Here is a 21649-nt window from a genome sequence, read left to right as displayed (position 1 = left end):
CCGAGCTGTTCGCCTCGGAGGCGGTTATGAACTACCTCCGCGCCACTGCAGATGACCAGGTGACCGCGGAGCAGGCGCGCGATGGCTTGGGGTGCCTGAACCGGCTGAGTCTGATCAGCCTCGATCCTTCACCGACAGCGGGAACCGTCCGCGCGCATGCTCTCGTGCAGAGAGCCACGCGCGAGGCCATGCCCGCGGATCGGCTCATGATCGTCGCTCAGGCGACGGCGGACTCGATCGTCCAGGTCCTACCAGATCTGATATTAGAATTGGGCACCTCTGCTGCTAGTGACGGTTACGTGCAGTTGCTGGCCGAGCTGGTGCGGGACTACATCGGCGCCCGAATCCCCCGAAGGTCGGGGTTACGCGGTCGAAAAGGTCTTGTTTGGCTTGCGAACGTCTGCGTCGAGAGCGCGGAAGGTATGCAGGCCTGGAAGCGGCAGTGCGGCTTGCGCATCCGCTAGAAGACACGCAGCTGAAGTCGCTGATAGCGCATTGGCACGTAAACAAGCACGTATACAGAAGTTTTTTTGCGCGATCCGACGGTATCTATTGATCATGCGGGGCCGGTGCGGAACAGCACGTCAGTATGAGAATGCTTTATCGGCCGCAGACCGCCTGATTGCTGGCTTCGAGCTGTAACCTGTCAGGGCGTCGCGGCCAAGGTGAGCTTGAGTCTGTGGGTGAGCTCTGGCCGGCCTAACCGCGCGACGAGCGGCTCCGACGAAGCAGGCCCACCGCCCCCACCGCACCCACCGTCAGCAACGCTGCACCCAGCACGCCGAGCGCCACGATCATCGCCACCGTGCCGGCGGTCAGCTGCGGTGGATCGCAGGTGAGCTGTCCGACATGCTCGTACGCGCACCAGTACAGCCCACCCCGGGACGAGGTCACCACCTCCGGCGCCGGGTCCAGCGCCTGCTGCGCTGACCACCACACCAGTCCCGCTGCTGCCATCGTCACTACGCCCGATGCCATGAGCGACGCCCACAGCCATCTGCGCACCACTTACCTCCAACGACGAGGGGCTCACAACGCAGTCTACCGACCACATAAGGTGATATGCGTCTGGTCCGTAATCGGTGTTTCCCGCGTTGTTGATCAGTAGGGTTCGGCTCCCGGCCAGCGGTCACCGAGCGTGATGGCGAACGCGTTGATTGCTGGCTTCCAACGCATCGTCCGACGGGCGCGGCCGGTCCCGGTCGGATACAGGCTGCGGGTCACGAGGTACAGGCGCTTCATCGTGGCTTAGGTTCAAGGCGTCGGCGCAACACCTGTCATGACGTGGGGTTTGCGTTCGGACGTCCGGCGATATCGGTCGAGCTTCAGTGCTCGTTCTGGAAGTGGATCCGCGGAGGTGAGATCATCGACGTCGCGCGGCGGTCGGCGCGTTAAAGACCGTCGGCTGGCGGTGGTTCCGTGAGCCTGACGTAGTGATGCCACCACAGCGGCCTGAGTCCTCGAGCTCTGCGCCAATTAATCCGACTATGTTGCATTGGTCAGTTTGCGTTTTGCGCGTGTTCCGCGACTATTTTGGGATTGAGTTCCCAAGCGGTGATTCTGTTGTTTATGTCCACTGATGTGAGCTGGTGTCTGCTTTCTCCAAAAGCTACCGACTTGGGAAAGCTCTGAGTTGTCAGTGTTGCTGTCGTACGAGGAGCTTTCCTGTCCGAGATGTCGATGAGCTGTACGGTGTTGAAGGAGCTAAAGAGCACGAGGGTTCCGTCGTCGCTAAATTTAGGGCGGTTCCCGCCTGGCGCTACAGGTAGTTGCGTGATTCGAAGTGGATGAAATATGTCGCGCGTATCCCATAAATAATATCGTTGATCCGATATGTCAGAATCGCTTCTTGTGATCAAGGTCTGGCCATCACGGCTGACGGCGCTGATCTCTCCGAGTGTGCGCGGAAGTTCGCTGGTGCCGCTCGAAGGGGGCTGGCTGGTGTGGTTCCATACTTGGTAGCCGCGATTGCCAGTCTTCCTGATGAACATGGTTCCCGCTGAGCCGAGAGTGAGTGCCTCCGGTTTCTCGGGGAGTCCAGTTACCTCGCGAGGTTGGCGTGGCCTGGTGATTTCCCAAATCCCCGTAGTGGCGCCTTCATGGGACGGATGGCCTGTCAGCAGGGCGCCGTCTGGGCTGAATGCCGGAGCTCCGTCGTTGGGAACTGACGACAGTTCCGTCGGGCTGCGGGGATTGGAGACATCGAACAGGCGTGTCGAATGGATGGCCTCGCTGACGGTCAGCAGGTGGCCGTCGGGGCTGAAGGCAAGGGATGCTTGAGCGCTTGTATCTGTTGTGAACGTGGCCAGCAGCCGGATCTGCGGGATTTGCCATAAACTTACGATGCCGATAAGGTTGACGGCTGCGGCGATGTGACCGCCGGGCTGGATCGCGACATCACCCTGAGATGCGGGATCGCTGGTGATGCGTACCTCCTTGCTTCCGGCGGCGGACAGGAGAGCATCACGCGCCTCGTCGGTCGGGGCGACGCTATAGGCGGCCAGGCCGAGGCGCACTGCCGGTCCCGTGTCGTGGTTGGTGTAGAGGGCGAGCGCTTCGGTGGCCATCTGCCGAGAACTCAGGATCCGCTCCTGGGCGAGTGTGTGCTCGCGCTGCTGGACGGCGACGACAGCGACAGCAGAAACCGTCACAAGAAGGACGATGAGGGCCGCGACGAGCCAGCGCAGTTGCCTGTTACGGCGCCGCTGCTGCGTGTGTTCGCGGGCTTCGGCTTCGCGGCTCGCCTCGAGGAACTGCAGTTCTCGAGGTGTCAGCCCATGGTCGGGGTCCTGAGACCATGCGTAGGCGACAACCAGCCGCGCGCCGCGCAGCAGGCCCCCCGGATCGCGAGCTTCTGCTTCCCAGAAGCCAGCCGCGTCGGCAATGTGACGATGGATGCGTCGACCGTCGCGGTCGGTGGCCAGCCAGCCCCGCAGTCGCGGCCACGCCCTGATAAGCGATTCGTGAGCGAGATCGACGAATGTGGCGCCAAGGGTGATCAGTCGGGCATCGACCAATCGGTCGAGCACGACGTCCAGATCTGGATCGGTGGGGTCGAGTTCGTCGCGCGGGATGCGGCGTTTCGTGTCCTCGGTACCGTCACCGATTGCGGTCAGGCGCAGCAACAGCTGCCTGGCGGCACGCTGCTGGGCAGCGTCCATCGTCTCGTAGAGCTGTTCGGCGGTGCGGGCCAGGCCACCGGCGATTCCGCCGGTGGCCTGGTACCCGGCCAGGGTCAGTCGGTTGCCGCTGCGCCGCCGCCACGTCTCCCGCAACGCGTGGGACAACGCCGGCAATACGCCGGCCTGCCCCTCCACCTCCGCCACCAGCTGCGCCACCAGCTCACCCTCGACCGAATAGCCGGCTCGGACGGCCGGCTGGACGATCGCGTCGCGCAGCTCACCCGCCGTCATCGGACCGAGCAGCACCTGGGCGTCGGTCAACGCTGCAGCCAGGTCGGGGTGCCGGGCACAATGGGCGTAGAAGTCCGCCCGCACCCCGACCACGATCCGGCATCGTCCCCCGTCGGCGGCAACAGCCGTGAGCACGGCGTCGAAGAAGCCCGTGCGTTCCTCCTGGTCGGTGCAAAGCGTGAAGACCTCCTCGAACTGGTCGATGATCATGATCAGTTCATCCTCTGCCGCGCCGGCGAGTGCCTGGCGGATGGCCAGGTGCAGGTTGCGCGCGTCGGCACGTAGCTCGGTATACAGCTGTGCGGCTGTCGCCCCGGTCAGCACGGCGAGCTGCACAGCACATTCCTCCAGCGGCCGCGAGCCTGGCGTGAACAACACCTCCCGCGACTGAGCAGTGGAAGCCCGAAGACGAGGCAGCAGGCCGGCGCGCAACAGGGACGACTTCCCCGAGCCCGAAGGGCCAAAAACCGCGAGAAAGCGCTGCTGGGCCAAGCGGCCCGCCAATTCGTCCACCCCCCGGTCGCGGCCGAAGAACCGGGCGGCATCCCCGGGCTGGAAGACCGTCAGCCCCACATACGGTGACTCCACGTGGTCCCCATCCGCGCCATCAGAGTGCGGACAGGCCTCCGCGGCGAGCGTGACAGCAGTGTCGTGCCAGCGTCGTTCCCATGCCACCACGTCCCCACCACAGGCCCTGACGTATCCCAAAGTCACCGCTAGGGAGGGCAGCTTCTTGCCGCCGGCTGCGTCGGACAACGTACTGGCCGAATAGTGCGCCCGCTGTCCCAGCTCCCGGTACGTCGGACTCCCTGCATCCTTACGCAGTCGCCGCAAACCGACCGCGAACTGCGACAACAGCCCACCATCATGATCGAGCGGCTGTTCCCGGCGCGGCATAAGCCACCACCTCCCCACCCGCATCCCAGTCTCCGCAGAATGTTGTTCGCTGTCGAGATCCCGGCGCCGAACAACCCTGACAGGCTAAACCAGAGCAGGACAACAGCCAGGACGCCCGCAATGCGTCACCAGCGAGAAAGCGAGCGTCGCCCGGCTGGAGTGGCAGCATGCAAACAATTACTTTGCGTAATCGTGATCAGGTTGGCTGCGTCAGCAGCCCGCAGCACACCATGAGATCGGCGGTGCGGCCTGCCCAGCGCCGCGCTTATCGGAACTGAACTTGGCAAACAGGGAAAGGAGAAAAATGAGGTACATCAATCGGCGACTCGCTACCACGGTCGGCGTACCTGCTCGGCACCGCCATCGACGGCCAGGCCGGTGCGAACACCCGTAGAGCGGTGACCACCTTCCAGAAGACCAAGAACCTAGCGGCAGACGGTGTCGCCGGGCCGCAAACCTGGCAGGCACTTCTGTGCTAGTGGAACAACGGATGATGGGAGAGAAACATGTCGATCGGAACCAGCGCGCTCGCGGGGCGAATGACAAGGATCACCACCACCGGCGCGGCAGCGGTGGCCCTGGCCGCGGTCAGTGCACTCGGTGTCGCCACACCGGCGAGCGCCGCTCTCGCCGCACCACAGGGCTTTTTGCGGGCGCTACGTACCAGCAAACTCGGACGCCGCGGTGGACCACTGGCGCTGGCGGCCACGTTGGCCGTTGCGTTGCTCGCCGCGATGGCTGTCGCCGCACCAGTCCACGCTGCAACACAGAGTGACCGTTTCGACGTGCAGATGTCTTCCGCACACCTGACCGCCGCGCAGCGCGCGACGCTGAAGGCGGAGGTCGCCACGTACGTGACGTCGACAAACGGCAACCAGACGGCGGCCAACGTCGTCGCCTTCGCCGGCGGCGAGGTACGCATCGCCCTGCCCGGCGAGGCGTACCCGCGCGACTTCGCCCTGCCGGAGGTCGTCAACCCCGACCCGGACCCCTGTCTGACTGGCCCCGTCGGCAGCGGCTACTTCTGCGCGTACCAGGGCTCCTCTTACGCAGGAACCGAATACGCCTGGTACCACTGCGGCACGTACTCGATCCCTTTCCACCACGGCGGGTCGTGGATCAACGATCAAAGCTCCGGCACTGTCGCAAGGATGTACAACTCCAGCGGAAAGGACATTTTCAACACCCCGCCCGCATACAGCTCCGACGCGAACGCAGACTGGTGGCCGGTGTGGCAGGTGAAGAACTGCTGAACTGATTCGCCACCGATCGACGGCTCGCTCCGGAACGACGCGCCGGGGCGAGCCGTCAGCCTTGAGACATCTATGGGGAAAGGCACATCTGGTGCAGCGTCGGGTCCGGTGTGATGGGCGGCCCGCCGTCGCCCGTCAGGAGCAGGACGGCGATCAAGCCGGTGGCCGGGCCGATGAAGGCGGGCAGGACGTCGTGCACCGGCCGGTCACGACGTCGCGGTCGCGTTCGTCGGAGCACGGCGGCACGTTTACCGAGAGCCGGCCCTTCTTCAATGCCGCGCCGACGCGGTCGACGCTACGGGGGATCCGGCGCAGCACCGACAGCAGCGCCGGCGTCTCGTCGACCACGGTGCGGCGCACCGAATCCGGCCGCACCCGGGCGCCGACCTGCTCGACGGCGAACGCGCGGGAATCGGCCACGACGTCGAACCCGGGGACCAGCGCGGTGAGGGTGCCCGCCACCGTGGTGAGCGCGCCGAACATCGCCGCCATCGGCGGCGGCACGCTCAGCCGGAAATCCGCGACCACCCGGAACAGCCCGGTGAACCGCACGTACGGCTGCTGCGAGTGCTTCGCGTTGTCCGTACATACCGCCCATCGCCCCCTCGATCGGAGCTAGAGCCTCTGACGCCGTTCAGGCCGTGTCAAGGCGTACCCTGCCCGATCGCATGGCCGCCACACTGATGGCCTTCAGCGCCCGAGCGACGACCACGGCGGGTGATGCACTTGGGAGTTGCTGGTCGGCATAACGGTGATTACCGGGCTGCTCAGGTCATGTGCGGCAGGAGCAAAGGCTTCCGGTGGCTCGAGAAAGCGGACGTAGCTCTGGTGGCGGCCCCTGCCAGCGGCTACAGAAACACGCCCTACCGCACTGCCTGGGCTATCGGGCGCGCGGCAGGTGCACCCAGGCGGAAACCTCCCCCTGCTTGAGGGGCACGGTCGCGGGAAAGTACTCATCGGGGTCGATGGCCCCGTAGCCGTGACGCACGACGCCGTCGTGGATTTCGTGGGAGACCATGAGAGCCAACGGCTGTTCGGGATGTTGGCGCAGGTTGTCGCGCAACAAGTCGGAGTTCAGCAAACCGTATGCATCGTTGAGCGCGCTGCCGAAGAAGTCGTACTCGTCGCGGAAGAGCTCGCCGGAATCGACGACCACCCGCAACCGCATGTGGGCTCCAGGCAGAGCGCTGCTGTTGTAGGCCATGAGTTCACGGGTCAACGCCGGGATCAGCGGGTCGATCAGGCGGTTCTTCGGCGTACCCGGGAACAGGTAACGCAGGCTGTCCCCGGCGGCCTCGGGCGGCTGCAGCGGCGTCACTCCGGCATGCTCGATCGCCGCGGTCACCATGTGGCGCAGCTCTGTCCGGAGCACACCCTTGATCTTGTCGGGGCGGGTGCCGTGGTTTTCGATGTCCACGAGCAGCATGCTGACGTGGTGCAGGTCGCCCGAGTCGAGTGACGTCTTAGGCGGGGGCGGCGAGGCTTGCGGCGGATCGGCCAAGCGTATGCGCGCTGGGAAGCTCAGCCCATTCGTCTTTACCAGGATCTGGCGGAAGCGCGACGGGTCGATTCCCCGAGCAGCGTGCGCGATCACGCTCTCGTAAAGGTACTCGGACACGATCATCGCCAGATCGGCGTCCGTCAATTGGAGCGCCGTCCGGAGTTCAGCCGAATGCAGCAGCTGGAGCGTCGTGGACAGGCTGTCTCCGAAGACGCCGTGCTGGTCTCGGACAACCTCTCCGGCGTGCATGGCGACGCGAAGCTGGGCGCTGAGATCAGCGTCTCGGCGATCGCCCGAGCCGCAGGCGTCGACCGCACGTTCCCCTATCGCCACACTGACCTGCTCGGTCAAGTCCACGCCGCGCAGGCCAACCCGCCGCGGCGGACGGCGACGGACCCGCGGTGAGCCGGGCATCCCTGCAAGCCGACCTGGCCAACACGCACGGCCAGATCACCCGCCAGGCCGCCCACATCCGACAGCTGAAGAAGAAGCTCTCCGAGCTGCTCGGCGACCAAGCATGGCGTGAGTCCGGCCTCGGCGCACCGACGGACATCGAGCACCTGCAGCGCCAGATCACCCATCTTGAGCAACAAGTTGTCGACCTCCGCGGCCAACTCGAGGAGCGTGACCAGGAGTTGGATGCCGCACGGACGGCCAACCGGGAACTCATCGCCAACCTGAACCGACGCGCCTGACAACCGACGCCGTCGGGGAGAGGCGACTGCCTCCGTGATGCCGGGTGTTGGTGCCAGCTTCGGCATATCTGAGAATCTGAGAAGGCCTCCCGCGCCAACGGGAGACCTTCTCACCCCGATGCTCGTCCGGACCAACAGACTGCCTCGGGAACTTGAGGGAGCCGGAGTCCATGCTCCGGTCAGCTGACCTACAAATTCACGCGCCGCGCGGCGCGAGCATTAGTTCATCACGGGACGTTGTTGTTCGGTATGCCTGGACGTTCGCCGGACGTCCGACAAACGCGTGAGGCCCCTGACCTGGGAAATCGCTCCTTCGGAACGAACGCCCCGGACGGTCGGTCGCGTTCGTTCGAACGCGGCGGCCCTGTCCACGCCCACGAGAGTAGCGGCTCTGGACGCCCACGGATGAAGATTGCAAACAACACAGCCCCAGATGGGCTACCGCAGGCGACGGGGTTGGGCCATCATCAGCGGTGAGCAGTTGCCCCCTCTCTGTCAGCGCCAACTGGCGGAGAACACCACGGAGTGGCTGCTCGCCCTGATTGCTCGTCCGGACCACTACATCCCGAAAGGGTGCTGCCCGATGCCGTTCCGTTTCGTCCGCTGGTCATTCAGCGGCTGCCTGCTGTTCCCCTCACCCGCGGCGCAAACCAGAGTTTTGGTCGTGGTGCTGGCGTTCGTGCTGGTGCTGCTGTTCCGCGGTTATGACCTGCCCACCACGCTGGCCCTGCTCGGGAGTGCGGGACTGGTGACTGCGCAAGTCAGCCAGCACCTGATGCGCCCCCGGCTCGCGCCGGCGACGCTCCCACCGTCGGCGTCCTGACCTCCCTATCGATTAGGACATCAACGATGGGACGCCGGGAACGCCCGATCGACCCGCGCGTGAGCGGTCCGCTCGCGGAGTTTGCCGACGGTCTTCGGCAGCTTCGCGGGCAGGCCGGCCTCTCCTACCGCGAACTGGCCCAACACGCGCACTACTCGGCCTCGGTGCTCTCCGAGGCCGCCTCCGGCATGTCACGCCCGAGCCTGGAAGTCACCCTGGCCTACGTTCGCGGCTGCGGCGGCACCGAACAAGAGCTCAAGCAGTGGGCACAGGCCTGGCAGCTCCTCAACGAGCAGTTCACCACGAAATCCGAACTCCAGCCGCCCCGGGTCCGCGCGGCGATACTGCGCAGATCCCCACGTCAGGTCCAGATGCGGATCCCCGCCACCGGGGCCAAATCGGCTACCCCCATCTCCCTCCCGGATCCACGGACCGCCACGACGATCCCGGAGTTCACCGCGCAGCTGCGGCTGCTCAGGGAACGTCTCGGCCTGTCCTATGCCCAGCTCGCGGAGAGAACCCTCAGCGACTATCCCCTTTCCAAGAGCACCATCCACGCGATGCTCACCTCCAACCGGCTGCCGCAGCCAGGGCACCTCCGCGCCGTGATCAACGCCTGCGGCCAGGAAGATCACCTGGATGCCTGGCTCGGCACCTTGCACAAGCTCCTAGCCCAGACCTACGCCGCAGAAGTCGCCAGCCCGCAGGAGTCCGCGGAGGCTTCTCCCGCCGACGGACCTACTCCAGCTTCAACATCCGACGACGCCGGCAACCAGGTCTCATCAAGCTCGTCCTGGACGAAGTCACACTTCGCGATCTTGGCGGTAGTGGCGACTGTGGTCTTCGTGCTGGGCTGGCTGGCCGGGATGCTCATGACGCAGCTCTAGGCCCTGCTTGCGCTGGGGAAGAAGCTCTCCGAGCTGCTCGGCGAGCAGGCCTGGCGGGAGTCCGGGCTCGGTGCACCCTGCCCCACACAGCAGTCGAACTAAGTCAATGCACCACCCCTGTTCCAGACCGAGAGGTCACCGCGAACCCGAACAAAGCAGCAGAGTCACCGCTGCTTCGTCGGCTTCGCCCGACCCGGCCGGCGCCGCACCACTGCGGGAGAGCCGAGCACCAACCGCAGCACTTCGGTCGCCCGCTCGGCTCGAACAGAATCACGCGATAGGACCGCCATCAGACCAGCGAACAAGGTCACGATCGCCCTCACTCCTGAGCGGAGGGCTGCAAGCACGACGACGATCGTCACTGGCACAGCAGTAGCGATCTCCAGCGGAGCACCCATGGCGCTGTTCTCCTCGCATCACGAAGAAACAGCGCCTGCACCCAAGGGCGAACCGGGAGCGCAGCGCGTTCGCCTCGCTCAACCAGCCACACAAAAAGAACAGACGGCTTTCTTGTCACAGCCAGCATGCCAGCCCGAGCAGACACCAGCGAGTTCGAACAGCGACATCACTCGCCCGGCCCAATAGACGACGCCGGACCGCGAAAAGCGGTTCCGGAGCGGCTGGCCGGGACTGGGAGACGCCAGCCCCGGCCAGCTTGCTCGGCTCACTCGCCCTCGTTCTCACCGTCCTCGCCCTCGCGGCGACGCTTGATCCAGGCGACGACGATCTTCTCGATCGCCCCGACCACGGCGATGGCGACGGGCACTGCCGCCGGAACGATGACTGTCACGAGGTCAGTCGACATGAAGGTCTCCTTGGACCCGGTGAAGCCCACCCGAAACTTGGGGACTTCCTCAAGTCTTCGCTGGAGACAGCGGCGGTTTGACAGTATTCACCGGGCCACCGAGACGAAATCGTGACCTACCGAACCCGGGTTCCGAAGGTCGCAACCGAACCTAGTCCTCTGGGTTGACGATCCTCTCCTGCGCTGGCGGCCACCCAGGACGAAACAGTGAGTCGAAGAAACCCGCGACTCGCCTGCCGCCGTCAGCGCCCGACACGATCACGCTCACACAGGTCGCGGACGCGCCGGCCGCAAAGAAGGGCTTGCCGCGGTCATCCACGTCGAGGTCTGCCATGACGAACAGCCGCACCAGTTCAAGGTCCACGCCGATCGGGCGCGGGCGGGAACCGGTTCCCAGTTGATCGAGGCTGGCCACACCCATCGCTTCTCTGATGGTCCGGATCTCGACTGAGCGCATGTTGATGAAGAGGCCGTCAGCGGGGTCCGCGCGCAGCAGTCGCTCGGTCAAGCCATCGCGGTCAAGCCCTCGCGCACAGGAATCCGAGAGAACTCCTGGGTTATGAAAGATCCACATCTGCGCTAAGGCCAGGCGGAGTTCCTCCGACATCATGGTCCACGCGCGATCAACATCGTCAGCCAGAACCGCACCAACCCAATCCCGAGCGAACCGCCAAGGTCCGGTGGCGACCTCGGCGCGCTCTTCCGGAGCCAAGTCGGGGAAGTCAGGATCTTCCATACCCGGAAGTCGCGGGCCAGCGTGAGAACGTTGCATCGAGACAGCGAGCCACCTTGCACGACACCTGTTGCGATCGCTACAGTTGATCAACATAGCCACTGAGCTGCAGAGCCTCTGTTGAGGAACCCGCCTCGCGCTGCAGACCCCCGGAGAAGCGGCGTTTTGCAGTTTGGCGCACGCCAACCGGAGTGGACACCGAGCACGTGTAACCCAGCCCGAGCGAAGCACTTAATAGACGTTCAACGGGCGCGCCTGTCCGAACCGGGCACCTGGCGGTCACTACCCAGCCAAGATCAAGACGAAGTTGCCGTTCCGGCAGGCGGCGCCACACAACGTGTACGCCTTGTCATGCGCTGCCAAGCTGAATGCCTGGTCTTCGAGGCTCTCCTTGACAACATGCCGCAGTAGGCCATCAGGACTCTGAAAGGTGCCCTGCTTCTTACGGGGCCGTACGTCGACAGGTGTCTGCTGCACCTTGAAGCCCGCCTTCTTCAAGTAGTCAGAAGGTGCCATACCCGTGGTAAATGGGCTCTCCTCCTGATACGAGGTCTTCTGCATCTCCAGCACCATCTGCCAGGCCGCCTCATCCAGAGGCTCGATCTGCGCCAGAGGCCCCTGTTGCTTGCGAGAAGCGTTGAGCAGTCGGACTAGTCTCAGAGATTGGGCCAGCTCAGCGTCTTTCGGTTGCGGGGCCACGGTCGTCTCCCGAGGTGTTAGGCGCCAGGAGGACACGACGCTAGATCGGCCTCTTGCAGTTTGGCGAACCCCAAACCATGGTTATTCTCATGAGTCGCGGCAGTGCCCTCGAGACCCTCGGCGAGACTATGCGACACCTGCGCTCAGCCCACGGCGCCACACTGACCGCCGCTGCCACGGCAGCCGGCATCAGTAAGGGACACCTGAGCAACGTCGAGCGAGGACGTGATGCCCCGAGCTGGGACCTGATCGCTTTCTACGAGGAGGCGTACTCCGGGGACGGCCAGCTCTGGTCGACCTACGTCGAGGTCGTTGCGGCGCCCCGGCGACACACGCCGCCACAGCTTGGCGATCAGCAGAAATATCCGATCGCTGGCGACGAAGCCACGTTCGTCGCGGACGTCAGCATCCCGGACGGGACGGTCATGTCGCCGGGACAGCGGTTCGAGAAAGTGTGGCGGCTCCGAAACACTGGCACTGTGCCGTGGGTGGGCCGGTACCTGCGCCGCCTCGGAGCGCCAGGCGGACTGGGTATCCCAAGCTCGCCCGTCCAGGTGTCAATAGCCGACACGATGCCCGGTGAAACGGTCGACATCTCCGTGTCGCTGAAAGCCCACATCTTGCCTGGGACCGCCGAGGTCCACTGGAAGATGGTGGATCGCGACGGGTACGAGTTCTTCCCCGATCGGTACTACCAGGGGATCTTCATGACGATTGTGGTTGCTGCAGGTAACTCCCCGGTCGGCGCATGAGCCTCGGCACGACTGCCGACGGACGCCCTTCCAACTATTCGGCCATCCAGCCAAGATTTACCCGGCATATGAAGTAATTTGTACATCAATCACGAATCGATGGTTGCGCAGGATCTGAAGAGCCTGGTCATGGCAGCCCGGCGGTCGGCGGGCCGGTACGTGGTCTGCCGCCACGAGTCGAAGAAGACTCCGGGCAATCCGACGGCGAGCATGCGGTCGCGGTTCCTCGCGCTGCGGGTCCGCCCAGCCAACCGCAACATCCCCCGCGGCAGCGACGGCAGCCTGCCCGAGTGCTGGCTGCTGGCCGAGTGACCACCCGGTGAACCCGAACCCACCGACTACCGGCTCTCCACCCTCCCCGTCGACACAAAATTGCGGACCTGGTGCGGCTGGCCAAGATCCGCTGGCGCATCGAACACGACTACCGCGAACTCAAGACGGCCTCGGCCTCGACCACTTCGAAGGCCGCTCCTGGCTCGGCTGGCACCGCCACGTCACCCTCACCGCCGTCGCCCAAGCCATCTGCACCCAGGGTCCGCCGCACCCCAAAAGCCCTGCGCAGGCCTGACCCTCTACGCAGTCCTGCGCCAACTCCAAACCCTGCTCGCCGCCTGGACCGGCGTCTGCCACACCTGCCGACAACCCATCCAGACCCAACCCCAAAACAGAAACCCCAGCTCAACAGCACCTAACAAAGCACTACTAGTGTCCAATCGGCTGGACATGCTCAAGATCGGGTTGAGCATCGGGCTGGGCAGCGGCGTCGTCGCGCTGTACCTGTCCTGGCGGCCCGCACGGCCGGCGCGGACCGCTACGGCGGGCTGTCGCTACCCCAGGTCACACTCCTCGAGCCCTTGGCGGCTGAGCCGGAACTGCCGGTCGGCCAGCTCGCTGCCGCGGCCGACGTGTCCATCCCCACGGCCACCCGGATGCTCCAGCAGCCGGAAGCCGCCGGAGTCGCGGCGCGTCGCCGATCAACCGAAAATGAGCGCAAGGTCCTGGTGAGGTTGACCCCGGACGGCAGCGGACGGCTGACCCGCCTGTTGGCCCGCCGGCGGCGCGGGCGATCACGTTGCCGCGGTTCTTGGTCGCGCTGCTGCGCGAGCGTCTCGCGCGGTACCGGTGTGAGTTCGTGTTCACGACGCCGAGCGGGACGTGGCTGTGGCGTTCGACGTTCTTGCGGCGGGTGTTCCGCAGGTCGAGCAGCGCGTACTGGACGAGCTCAAGCGGAGCTGGCACATCGCGGCCCCACTACAGCCGACGCCGTCACCGAGTGTGGCCGACGGCGCGCGGGTGTTTCGCCACGATGGGGTCACCCGCCGGTGCCGGGGCTCGACGTGAAGGCCCAGCAGCAGCCCGCGCCGGTCGATCGGGCACAGCGACAGCTCGACCTGGCCGTAGATCGTCGCGCCCCACCGCAGCTGAATCATGCCGGTGCCGGCGCGGACGGCGGGCGGGACGACCACCAGCTGCAGCCGCCGAGGCTGAACCTGGTCCTCGGTGACCTGCGCGGCAGCCGAGGGGTCGACCGGCGCCCACCGGCCGCCGCCGTCGGGCTGGTTCTGGCAGTGCAGGCACACTTGAGCACTGTCGGTCATGACCGGATGATCATCTCCGATGATCACCGAGACGTGGCGAGTCGTCCTCACGCGGACCGACCTGCCGACCACCACTTCGCCGCCCCCGTTCGAGCTCGACCAGCGTGAGCAGCGCGTGGACTGGATGCGCCGCGAGCGCCTGATCGATGGCGTGCCGTATCTGCTGTCGCCGGCGTTTCAGAACGACGTTGAGCTGAACGAGTTCTTCCGCTCGACAGAGATGACTCAGCGGGCGCCGCTGACGAAGCAGGGCTACGCCCGCGACCTCGCTGCGTTCCTGTCGTTCCTGTGGGCCGCCCGCGACCGCCGCAGCTGGCGCGACGCCACCGAGGCTGACCACCTGGCGTACCTGTCCTGGCGACGCCAGGATCCGGCCGGACCTCGCGTTTCCGGCGGGACGTGGAACCGGGAGGTCGCGGCGGTTAACCAGTTCTACCGCTGGGCGCTGCGGCTCGGCCACGGCCAGGTGCACCCGATCCCGCAGGCGTCCCGCCGCCCACTGCCGGCCGGGGTCGGCTGGGCCAGGCGCCGGACGTTGGACGAGCAGCGCCCCGCGACCTACGCCTCCGACGGCGGCCGCGACCGCGTGCAGTGGCTGCCCCCGGCGGCGTACCGGACGTGGCGCGAGGTCGGCGTGCGCGGCTACAGCCCCGACGGCCTTCCGCGTCCGACGTTCCGGGGGCGGTGGGCAGCCCGGAACTCGGCGTTCTGCGACCTGATGATCCGCACCGGCCTGCGGCTGCAGGAGCAGGCAGCGTTGACCGTGTTTGACCTGCCGGACCGCGGCACCGGGGCGGGTGGCGGGTATCGGCGGTTCTGGCTGCCGGAGGCGGTCGCGAAGGGCAGCTCGGCGCGGTGGGTGTGCATCCCGGCCCGTGTGCTGGCCGACCTGCACGCCTACGCGCAGCTCGACCGGGCCGCGGTGGTCGCCGAGGCCCAGGCCGACGGCCGCTACCGGCGCTTGCGCCACCCGCTGGTCGTCACCGAGCACGGCCGACGGGCCGCGACGCAGCCCGGCACCGGCCGGACGGTCGACCTCGCCCGGCTCGGGCCCGGCGAGCGTCTCCGGCTGCTGGTCGAGGGCCCGGGCGGGCTGGAACCGGCCGCGCTGTGGCTCGGGGAATACGGCTGGCCGATCACGACGTCGCGGTGGAAGAACGTGTTCGCCGAGGCCAACGGCCGCTGCGCCAGCGCGCAGATCGCTTTGCGGTGCCACCCGCACATGCTCCGGCACTCCTTCGCCGTCATCACCCTGGAACAGCTGCAGCGTGGCCACCTCGCGGCGCTGGGAGAGCTGACCGCGCAGCAGCGCACGCACTACACCCGGATCTTCGGCGACCCGCTGGACTGGGTGCGGCGTCGTCTCGGGCACCGCTCGGTGGTCACCACGCAGATCTACCTGCACGCCCTGGCCGAACTGGAGATGGACACGCGCACGGCGCTGGTGCCCGATGACTGGGAGATCCCGCACGACCCCACGGCGCCCGGCGAGGCGCCGGCCGAGGGGACCGGCCGGTGACCGGCACGGGACGGGGTAGCACCGGCCGCGGCCGCCGAGCCCGGCTGCCCGCCACCTCCTCGTATCCGGCACCGCCCAGCGCTGCGGCCACCGGGTCCGGGACGAGAGTCGAGTTCGTCGGCGAAGATGAGCGGCAGTATGTCTTCGACGTCGCGGCGCTGCCCCTGCCGGGGTGGCATCCCGCGCTGGCCGCCGCTCTGGCCACCCTGATCGGCCCAGCCGGGACCCGCCGCACCTTGAACTCGGCGAAGGCCATGTGGACGGTCATGGCGAGGTTCGTCCGCGCGCTCGCCGAAACACCGCGTCCACCGCAGCGTCCGCGGAACCTGACGCCCTGCCAGGTCGAGGCCTACTTCGCCCGCCGCCGCATGGCCGGTGTCCGGCGGTCCGTGGGCGACGAGCTACTCGCCCTCCGCATGCTCTTCCGCACTCCGGCCCTGCGCGAGCAGCTGCAGCCGGAGATCCTCGACCAGCTGGAGCGCCGCACCACCATCCGCCGCTCCAGCGCCACGGATGGCTACACCGACGGTGAGCTGGCCCGCATCCTCCGCGCCGCCCGCGAGGACGTCGCCCGGCTGCGCGACCGCATAGACACCGGCGAGCTCCGCCTCACCGCACCGGCTGGCGACGACGCGGCGCTGCACGAGCTCGCCGCCACCGGCGTCGTCCCGGGGTGCGCGTCCGGCCCTCGGACCGGGATGCGCCGGCGCCGCGAGGAAGCCGGACAGCTGTTCGTTGTCCGCTCCGACCTCGAGCCGCTGCTGGTGCTGCTGACCGCGGTGACCGGTCGCAACGTCGAGACCATCAAGGAGCTGCCCGCCGGGCACCGCGTACTCGGCGGTCGAGCGGTCGAAGTGCAGCTGATCAAGCGCCGCCGGGGCCGCGGACGCTGGCACGACACCGCCACGTGGGAGATCGGGCCGCCGCACCGGGAACTGCACACCCCGGGCGGGCTCTACCTGCTGGCCCACCGGCTAATGGCCCGCGGCCGCGGGATCAGCGGCGCAACATCGATCTGGTCGATCTGGCGCAACGCCCACCCCGGCGTCCCGCAGCGGCCCGAGCACAGCGACCCATTCGCCCACAAACTCGACGCCAGCATCAGGCTGCCAGCGTGGGCCGCCCGCCACGAGCTGCGCACCGATCCGCGCCCGGACGGCTCCACGGGACCGCTGGTCATCAGCTTCCGCCGGCTGCGCACCAGCGTGGAGGTCCGGCGCACCCGCGCGGCCGGTGGTCACCTGCCCTCGGCCGCCCGCTCGAACAGCACCGCCGTACTGTTCGCCGACTACCTGCGCGGCGACGCAACGGCGATCGACTGGGCCAGCGAGGTCACCGCCGACGCGCTCGTCGAGGCCGAACGCGCCGCGCTACAGGCTCACCAGCAGGCCTTGGCCGTGACCGGCGCGGCCACGCTCACTACCCGCAGCACGGACGCCGTGCTGCCGACCGGCCCGGGCGCGGAGGCGGCGTGGAACAGCTGCACCGATCCGCAAGCACACCCGGCCAGCGGATCCGCGTGCCGACGCGTCTCCGCGCTCGACTGCTTCCACTGCGCGAACTGCGTGATCACCCCCGCGCACCTGCCGGCGGTCCTGGCGCTGCACCGCGCCCTCGACCAGAGTCGCGCCGTCGAGGGCACCGACCGGTGGTGGAAGCGCTACGGCCCGGCGTGGGCCGCGATCCAGCACGACGTCCTGCCCAAGTTCACCCCCGCCGAACTCGAGCGCGCCCGCACCGACGCGCCCGCAGCGCCCAGCTGGCTCGACCTCGTCGAAGATCCCTGGGAGCGCCCGTGACCGAACCCGCCCTGGGCGCCCCGGAGGCGCCGGTGTTCGTGCTGGCCACGCGCCCGCTGCGGCCGGAGGTGGCGTTGACGGAGACGTCGCGGTTCAGCGACGTGGTGTGGGAGCTGGGCCCGGCGGTGCTGCAGCGTCACGCCCGGCACTCGCGCCTCGACTTCGCCACGGTGCCCGCCGCCTACCGGGACACCGCCAAGCAGCTGAGCCACGCGATGCTGTCCGGGCCGCTGCCGCCGGACGAGACTCGGCTGGCGATCAGCACCGTCCACGGCATTTTTGTTCGAGTGGCACGGTTTCTGACCTGGCTCGACGCCCAGCACACCGTCCGCAGCGCACCGATTCGGCTGGCTGAGGTGACCACGGACGTGCTCGCCGCGTTCGGACAGCACCTGGACGACTCGATCGCCACGCCCACCGGCCGGGCGTTGGTCCTGTCCGCGGTCCGCTGGCTGTGGCGCTTGCGCCACGCTCTCACCGACGCCCTCCCCCTCGACCCCTCCGAGGTGGCGACGTGGAGCATCGCGCACTCCGCGCGCGGGGAGAACCGGACCGACCGGATTCCGGAAGAGGTCCACGGTCCGCTCATCGGCTGGGCGTTGCGGTTCGTGCGGGACTTCGCGCCCGACATCATCGCTGCAGCCGCCGCCCTGGGCGAGTACCGCCGTCCACACCGGACCAACCGCCAAGGCGACAATCGTGGCGTCGGCGCGCGAATCCAGCAGGTCCTCGACCGCTACGTCGCCGCGGGGGACCCGCTGCCCGGCCACGAGCACGGCCCCAACCTGAAGTTCCTGGCCTGGCAAGCCGGCTGCCAGACCGCCGCGCTCTACCGCGGCACTCGGCCAGCCGCAGTCCGCGCCGCCGCGGCGATCGTCGGCGTCGCCGAGCACACTTACCTGCCGATCGCCGTCCGCGGCCGGCTCGACGGGCGTCTGTGGCTGCCCGGCATCCCGATCATGCACCCCCTGTACGGCGCGGCTGCGCTGGAACGGCTGCTGCGCGCGGCGTGTTACATCACCCTCGCGTTTTTCTCCGGCATGCGCGACAGCGAGATCAAGCACCTGCGCCGCGGCTGCGTCCGGGCGGCCCGCGCTCAGGACGGCACGCCGTACCGGTGGAGCGTGCACAGCCTGGCGTTCAAGGGCGAACACGACCCGCACGGCACCCGCGCCACGTGGACCATCGGCGAACCGGCCGCCGCCGCCGTCGCCGTCCTCGAGCAGCTCCACCCCGGCCCGCCCGACGCGCTGCTGTTCGCGACCGACACCGCACCCACCGGGACCGACCTGGCTGTCCTGGGCAGCGACGCCACCAACCAGCAGCTGCGTGACTTCACCACCTGGATCAACCGCTTCTGCCAAGCCCGTGGCCGCGTCGACCGCGTCCCATCCGTCGGAGGGCGCCCCTGGCTGCTGCGCACCAGCCAGTTCCGCCGGACCCTGGCCTGGTTCATCGCCCGTCGTCCCGGCGGATCGATCGCCGGTGCGATCCAGTACCGGCACCTGAGCATCCACATGTTCGAGGGCTACGCCGGCACCTCGGACTCCGGGTTCCGCGCCGAAGTCGAAGCCGAGCAGGCCCTCGCCCGCGGGGAGGCTCTGCTCGCGCTGGCCACCGACCATGACCACCCCGGCCTGACCGGGCCGAGCGCAGCCGAAGCCGCCCGCCGCCTGGGCACCTTCGCGGCCGCGTTCGCCGGCCAGGTGGTCACCGACCCCGCGCGGCTACGACGGCTTCTGCACCGCGCCGACCCGGCGATTTACCCCGGCGAGTACGTCACCTGCGTGTTCAGCCCCGACACCGCGCTGTGCGTGCCCAACCGCGCCCGAGTAACCGCCCCCGAGCTGTCCTCGTGCCAGCCGCTCGACTGCCCGAACGTCGCGCTCACCGCCGCGAACGCCGACGCGCTGGCCCGCGAAACCCGGCACCTCAACAGCGAACTCGCCTCCGCCCACGCGCTACCTCCACTGCTGGGCCGCCGCCTCGCCGAACGCCGCGATCGGATCACCGCCTACCTCACCCGACACACCCCGGAGAAACCATGACCCGCCACGTCGAGCTACCGAACACCACCGACGTGCGACTTGCTCTCGACGCACTGCTGGCCGATGCCCGATCCGGTGCAGGACGTCCCCGACGGTCCTCGCGCTCGCCCGCAGGCTCGGGCTTCCCAACACGACCTTCCGGCGCCACTTCCCCGAATTCGTCGCCGAGCTGAACCGCCAACCCGAGCAGGAACCCGCCGTACTCCGCTCCCGGACATACGACGTCACCGGGGCCGAGCTCGTGCGGGAGAACGCACAGTTGCGGGCGCGCAACCGCGCGCTGACCGAGCATCTGGCGCTGGCCATGGCCGAGATCCAGCGGCTGGCTCTCGAGGACCATCGCCTGCGCGAGCAGCTCGACGCGCGCGGCGCCGTCCCGGTCCTGCGCCCCCGTCCGACACGCGGACGCCACCCAGCCGGGTAGGCGACAGCGGCCCGGTCAGCATCGGGATGCCCACCCTGCGGTCATGACGACGAGCACGCTGCCTCCCGAGGCGCTCCCGGTCCCGGCGAGCAGCACATGATTCAGCGTGGATCATGTTTCCCCGTCGATTCAGCCTGGACCAAGCCTGGGGCCGATTGTTTGCTGCTGGTCATGACCGGCTCGCCGGGGGACTGGCGGCGCACGGCTGCAACGGTCGGGTTATCCCGGGCGACGTAGATGAACATGACCGATGACAACAGTCAGCCACTGCGGTCTTCGGCCGTGTCAGCCGCACAGCAGCCATCCGCAGTGGCACCACGGGCGCGGTTGCGGGAGCTGTCACCGACGGCGATGTGGCTGACCGCGGCCGTGATCGCGGTCTTGACCGCCGCCGTGGTCGTGGTGCTGTGGTGGGCGGCGACCTCCGGACTCAACGGCGCCGAGCTGGTAACTGCGCGGCTGGACGCGCTCAAGATCGGGCTGAGCATCGGCGTCGGCAGCGGCGGCGTCATCGCGTTATACCTGTCTTGGCGGCGCCAGCATTCCACCGAACGCGCCCTCGCTCACCAAGAGCATGACTCGGCCGAACGGCGCCTGACCGAGCTGTACCTCAAGGCGGTCGAGCAACTCGGCTCCCCGCAGGCTGCGGTCCGTCACGGCGGCCTCTACGCCCTCGAACGCGTCGCGCAGGACAACCCCCGTCAGCAGCAGACCGTGGTCAACGTGATCTGCGCGTACCTCCGCAACCCCTACACCCCCCCGCCGGAAATCGGCGGGCCACGACTGCTGGGAGTCCGCCGTCCCCTGCTGAAATCCACGGAGCGCCCCCGGTCACCTGCGGCCACGCTCAACGGCGGCACCCGGGAAACCCAGCTGCAAGAACGAGAAGTACGCCTCACTGCACAACGCATCCTGCACCAGCACCTACAACCAGGCACGGATCTCGATCACCCGCGGCACGACTTTTGGCCCGACATTGACATCGACCTCACCGGCGCCACCCTCATAGACTTCTTCTTCATCAGATGCAGAACCGCCAACGCCTCATTCCGAAGTGCGACCTTCATCGGCGAAGCCGTGTTCATCGGGGTGCAGTTCGGGGCCCTTGCTGACTTCGGCAGGTCGGAGTTCGGCGGCAACGTCAGGTTCATCGAGGCGGAGTTCGGTGGCGACGCCTGGTTCGGCGGGGCGGAATTCGGCGACTACGCCTGGTTCGACGAGGCGAAGTTCGGCGGCCACGCGGGTTTCTTCGAGGCGGAGTTCGGCGGCGACGCAGGGTTCGACGGGGTGGAGTTCGCCGGCAATGCGCGGTTCGACGGGGCGGAGTTCGGTGGCAACGTCAGGTTCGACGGGGCGGAGTTCGGCGGCGACGCAGGGTTCGACGAGGCGGCGTTCCGCGGCTACGCCCGGTTTGAGGGGGTGAAGTTTGGCGGCGACGCACGGTTCCGTGGGGCGGGGTTCGGCGGCGACGACCAATTCGACCAGCCAGAGTTCGGCGGTGCGGAGTTCGGTGGCTACGCTTGGTTGCCGGGAGCGGCGTTCGGCGGGGCGGAGTTCGGCGGCGACGCCTTGTTCCAGGGGGCGAAGTTTGGCGGCAACGCGCGGTTCGACGAGGCGAAGTTCGGCGGCAACGCGCGGTTCGAAGGGGCGGTGTACGGTGGACGCGCATTGGATCCGGCTGAGCATGGTGTATCGCGACGGGCTGATGAACCTGCCGCTGCTGGAGATCCGGGACCGGGCTGGCAGAGCTTTTGCTAGCCGGCGCTAACACCATTTCTGCCAGCGGAGTGCGATGTGCAGCCC

General features: G+C 67.6%; 20 protein-coding genes and 3 pseudogenes. 14 read left to right on the top strand and 9 right to left on the bottom strand.

The window, feature by feature from the left end:
* Positions 1 to 26 precede the first annotated feature (26 nt).
* Positions 27 to 464: a hypothetical protein gene (locus ABZW17_RS15960; RefSeq protein ID WP_354813894.1), complete on the top strand. Its 438-nt coding sequence runs from the start codon at positions 27 to 29 to the stop codon at positions 462 to 464.
* A gap of 235 nt (positions 465 to 699) precedes the next feature.
* On the opposite strand, the gene ABZW17_RS15955 is transcribed toward ABZW17_RS15960, so the two are convergent.
* The 3 genes and pseudogenes from ABZW17_RS15955 to ABZW17_RS15945 all read right to left on the bottom strand — a co-directional run bounded on the left by ABZW17_RS15955 (position 700) and on the right by ABZW17_RS15945 (position 4310).
* Entirely contained in the window at positions 700 to 1005 is a 306-nt protein-coding gene (locus ABZW17_RS15955) for a hypothetical protein (RefSeq protein WP_354813892.1), read from the bottom strand.
* 96 nt (positions 1006 to 1101) lie between these two features.
* A pseudogene (locus tag ABZW17_RS15950) lies at positions 1102 to 1248 on the bottom strand (IS256 family transposase); the annotation flags it as partial.
* A gap of 251 nt (positions 1249 to 1499) precedes the next feature.
* Positions 1500 to 4310: an XRE family transcriptional regulator gene (locus ABZW17_RS15945; protein ID WP_354813890.1), complete on the bottom strand. Its 2811-nt coding sequence runs from the start codon at positions 4308 to 4310 to the stop codon at positions 1500 to 1502.
* Between the two features lie 317 nt (positions 4311 to 4627).
* Here ABZW17_RS15945 and ABZW17_RS15940 point away from each other — a divergent pair, with 317 nt between their 5' ends.
* The gene (locus ABZW17_RS15940) at positions 4628 to 4789 is read left to right on the top strand and encodes a peptidoglycan-binding domain-containing protein (RefSeq protein ID WP_354814186.1); all 162 of its coding nucleotides are present in this window, start codon (positions 4628 to 4630) and stop codon (positions 4787 to 4789) included.
* Between the two features lie 27 nt (positions 4790 to 4816).
* Complete coding sequence (locus tag ABZW17_RS15935) at positions 4817 to 5563, top strand: hypothetical protein (RefSeq protein WP_354813888.1); 747 nt, start codon at positions 4817 to 4819, stop codon at positions 5561 to 5563.
* Between the two features lie 153 nt (positions 5564 to 5716).
* On the opposite strand, the gene ABZW17_RS15930 is transcribed toward ABZW17_RS15935, so the two are convergent.
* The gene (locus tag ABZW17_RS15930) at positions 5717 to 6115 is read right to left on the bottom strand and encodes a hypothetical protein (RefSeq protein WP_354813886.1); all 399 of its coding nucleotides are present in this window, start codon (positions 6113 to 6115) and stop codon (positions 5717 to 5719) included.
* Between the two features lie 328 nt (positions 6116 to 6443).
* The gene (locus tag ABZW17_RS15925; protein ID WP_354813884.1) at positions 6444 to 7421 is read right to left on the bottom strand and encodes a hypothetical protein; all 978 of its coding nucleotides are present in this window, start codon (positions 7419 to 7421) and stop codon (positions 6444 to 6446) included.
* A 44-nt stretch (positions 7422 to 7465) separates the two neighbouring features.
* Here ABZW17_RS15925 and ABZW17_RS15920 point away from each other — a divergent pair, with 44 nt between their 5' ends.
* The 3 genes from ABZW17_RS15920 (at position 7466) to ABZW17_RS15910 (ending at position 9469) form a co-directional block, all read left to right on the top strand.
* Positions 7466 to 7759, top strand: a complete 294-nt coding sequence (locus ABZW17_RS15920; RefSeq protein ID WP_354813882.1) for a hypothetical protein — start codon at positions 7466 to 7468, stop codon at positions 7757 to 7759.
* Positions 7760 to 8192: 433 nt separating this feature from the next.
* Entirely contained in the window at positions 8193 to 8582 is a 390-nt protein-coding gene (locus ABZW17_RS15915; protein ID WP_354813880.1) for a hypothetical protein, read from the top strand.
* A 26-nt stretch (positions 8583 to 8608) separates the two neighbouring features.
* On the top strand, positions 8609 to 9469 hold the full coding sequence (locus tag ABZW17_RS15910) for a helix-turn-helix transcriptional regulator (protein WP_354813878.1): 861 nt from the start codon (positions 8609 to 8611) through the stop codon (positions 9467 to 9469).
* A 664-nt stretch (positions 9470 to 10133) separates the two neighbouring features.
* Here ABZW17_RS15910 and ABZW17_RS15905 read toward each other — a convergent pair.
* The 3 genes from ABZW17_RS15905 to ABZW17_RS15895 form a co-directional block, all read right to left on the bottom strand.
* Complete coding sequence (locus ABZW17_RS15905; RefSeq protein ID WP_354813876.1) at positions 10134 to 10274, bottom strand: hypothetical protein; 141 nt, start codon at positions 10272 to 10274, stop codon at positions 10134 to 10136.
* Between the two features lie 151 nt (positions 10275 to 10425).
* Entirely contained in the window at positions 10426 to 11010 is a 585-nt protein-coding gene (locus tag ABZW17_RS15900) for a hypothetical protein (protein ID WP_354813874.1), read from the bottom strand.
* 279 nt (positions 11011 to 11289) lie between these two features.
* Complete coding sequence (locus ABZW17_RS15895) at positions 11290 to 11706, bottom strand: hypothetical protein (protein ID WP_354813872.1); 417 nt, start codon at positions 11704 to 11706, stop codon at positions 11290 to 11292.
* Positions 11707 to 11795: 89 nt separating this feature from the next.
* On the opposite strand from ABZW17_RS15895, the gene ABZW17_RS15890 reads away from it, so the two are divergent.
* From ABZW17_RS15890 to ABZW17_RS15880, 3 genes and pseudogenes are all read left to right on the top strand, one after another.
* Entirely contained in the window at positions 11796 to 12458 is a 663-nt protein-coding gene (locus ABZW17_RS15890; RefSeq protein WP_354813870.1) for an NBR1-Ig-like domain-containing protein, read from the top strand.
* A gap of 210 nt (positions 12459 to 12668) precedes the next feature.
* Positions 12669 to 12978 (top strand): annotated as a pseudogene (locus ABZW17_RS15885) (transposase); the annotation flags it as partial.
* 262 nt (positions 12979 to 13240) lie between these two features.
* Positions 13241 to 13444, top strand: a pseudogene (locus ABZW17_RS15880) (MarR family transcriptional regulator); the annotation flags it as partial.
* Positions 13445 to 13594: 150 nt separating this feature from the next.
* On the opposite strand, the gene ABZW17_RS15875 reads toward ABZW17_RS15880, so the two are convergent.
* The gene (locus tag ABZW17_RS15875; RefSeq protein WP_354813868.1) at positions 13595 to 14056 is read right to left on the bottom strand and encodes a hypothetical protein; all 462 of its coding nucleotides are present in this window, start codon (positions 14054 to 14056) and stop codon (positions 13595 to 13597) included.
* Positions 14057 to 14075: 19 nt separating this feature from the next.
* Here ABZW17_RS15875 and ABZW17_RS15870 point away from each other — a divergent pair, with 19 nt between their 5' ends.
* From ABZW17_RS15870 to ABZW17_RS15850, 5 genes are all read left to right on the top strand, one after another.
* Positions 14076 to 15575 (top strand): site-specific integrase, encoded by a 1500-nt coding sequence (locus ABZW17_RS15870; RefSeq protein ID WP_354813866.1) that lies wholly within the window; start codon positions 14076 to 14078, stop codon positions 15573 to 15575.
* Positions 15572 to 17374 carry a hypothetical protein gene (locus ABZW17_RS15865; protein WP_354813864.1) on the top strand — a complete coding sequence of 601 codons (1803 nt, stop codon included), beginning with the start codon at positions 15572 to 15574 and terminating at the stop codon, positions 17372 to 17374. Before ABZW17_RS15870 ends, ABZW17_RS15865 begins: the two co-directional genes overlap by 4 nt.
* Positions 17371 to 19422: a hypothetical protein gene (locus tag ABZW17_RS15860; RefSeq protein ID WP_354813862.1), complete on the top strand. Its 2052-nt coding sequence runs from the start codon at positions 17371 to 17373 to the stop codon at positions 19420 to 19422. The genes ABZW17_RS15865 and ABZW17_RS15860 overlap by 4 nt, the downstream gene beginning before the upstream one ends.
* A 241-nt stretch (positions 19423 to 19663) precedes the next feature.
* Positions 19664 to 19846: a hypothetical protein gene (locus ABZW17_RS15855; protein ID WP_354813860.1), complete on the top strand. Its 183-nt coding sequence runs from the start codon at positions 19664 to 19666 to the stop codon at positions 19844 to 19846.
* Between the two features lie 243 nt (positions 19847 to 20089).
* Entirely contained in the window at positions 20090 to 21604 is a 1515-nt protein-coding gene (locus tag ABZW17_RS15850) for a pentapeptide repeat-containing protein (protein WP_354813858.1), read from the top strand.
* Positions 21605 to 21649 lie beyond the last annotated feature (45 nt).

It is taken from the genome of Amycolatopsis sp. NPDC004625, assembly GCF_040609695.1.
Lineage (GTDB): Bacteria > Actinomycetota > Actinomycetes > Mycobacteriales > Pseudonocardiaceae > Amycolatopsis.
Note: the sequence above shows the minus strand (reverse complement) of the source record. Positions and strands in the feature narration are given on the sequence as shown.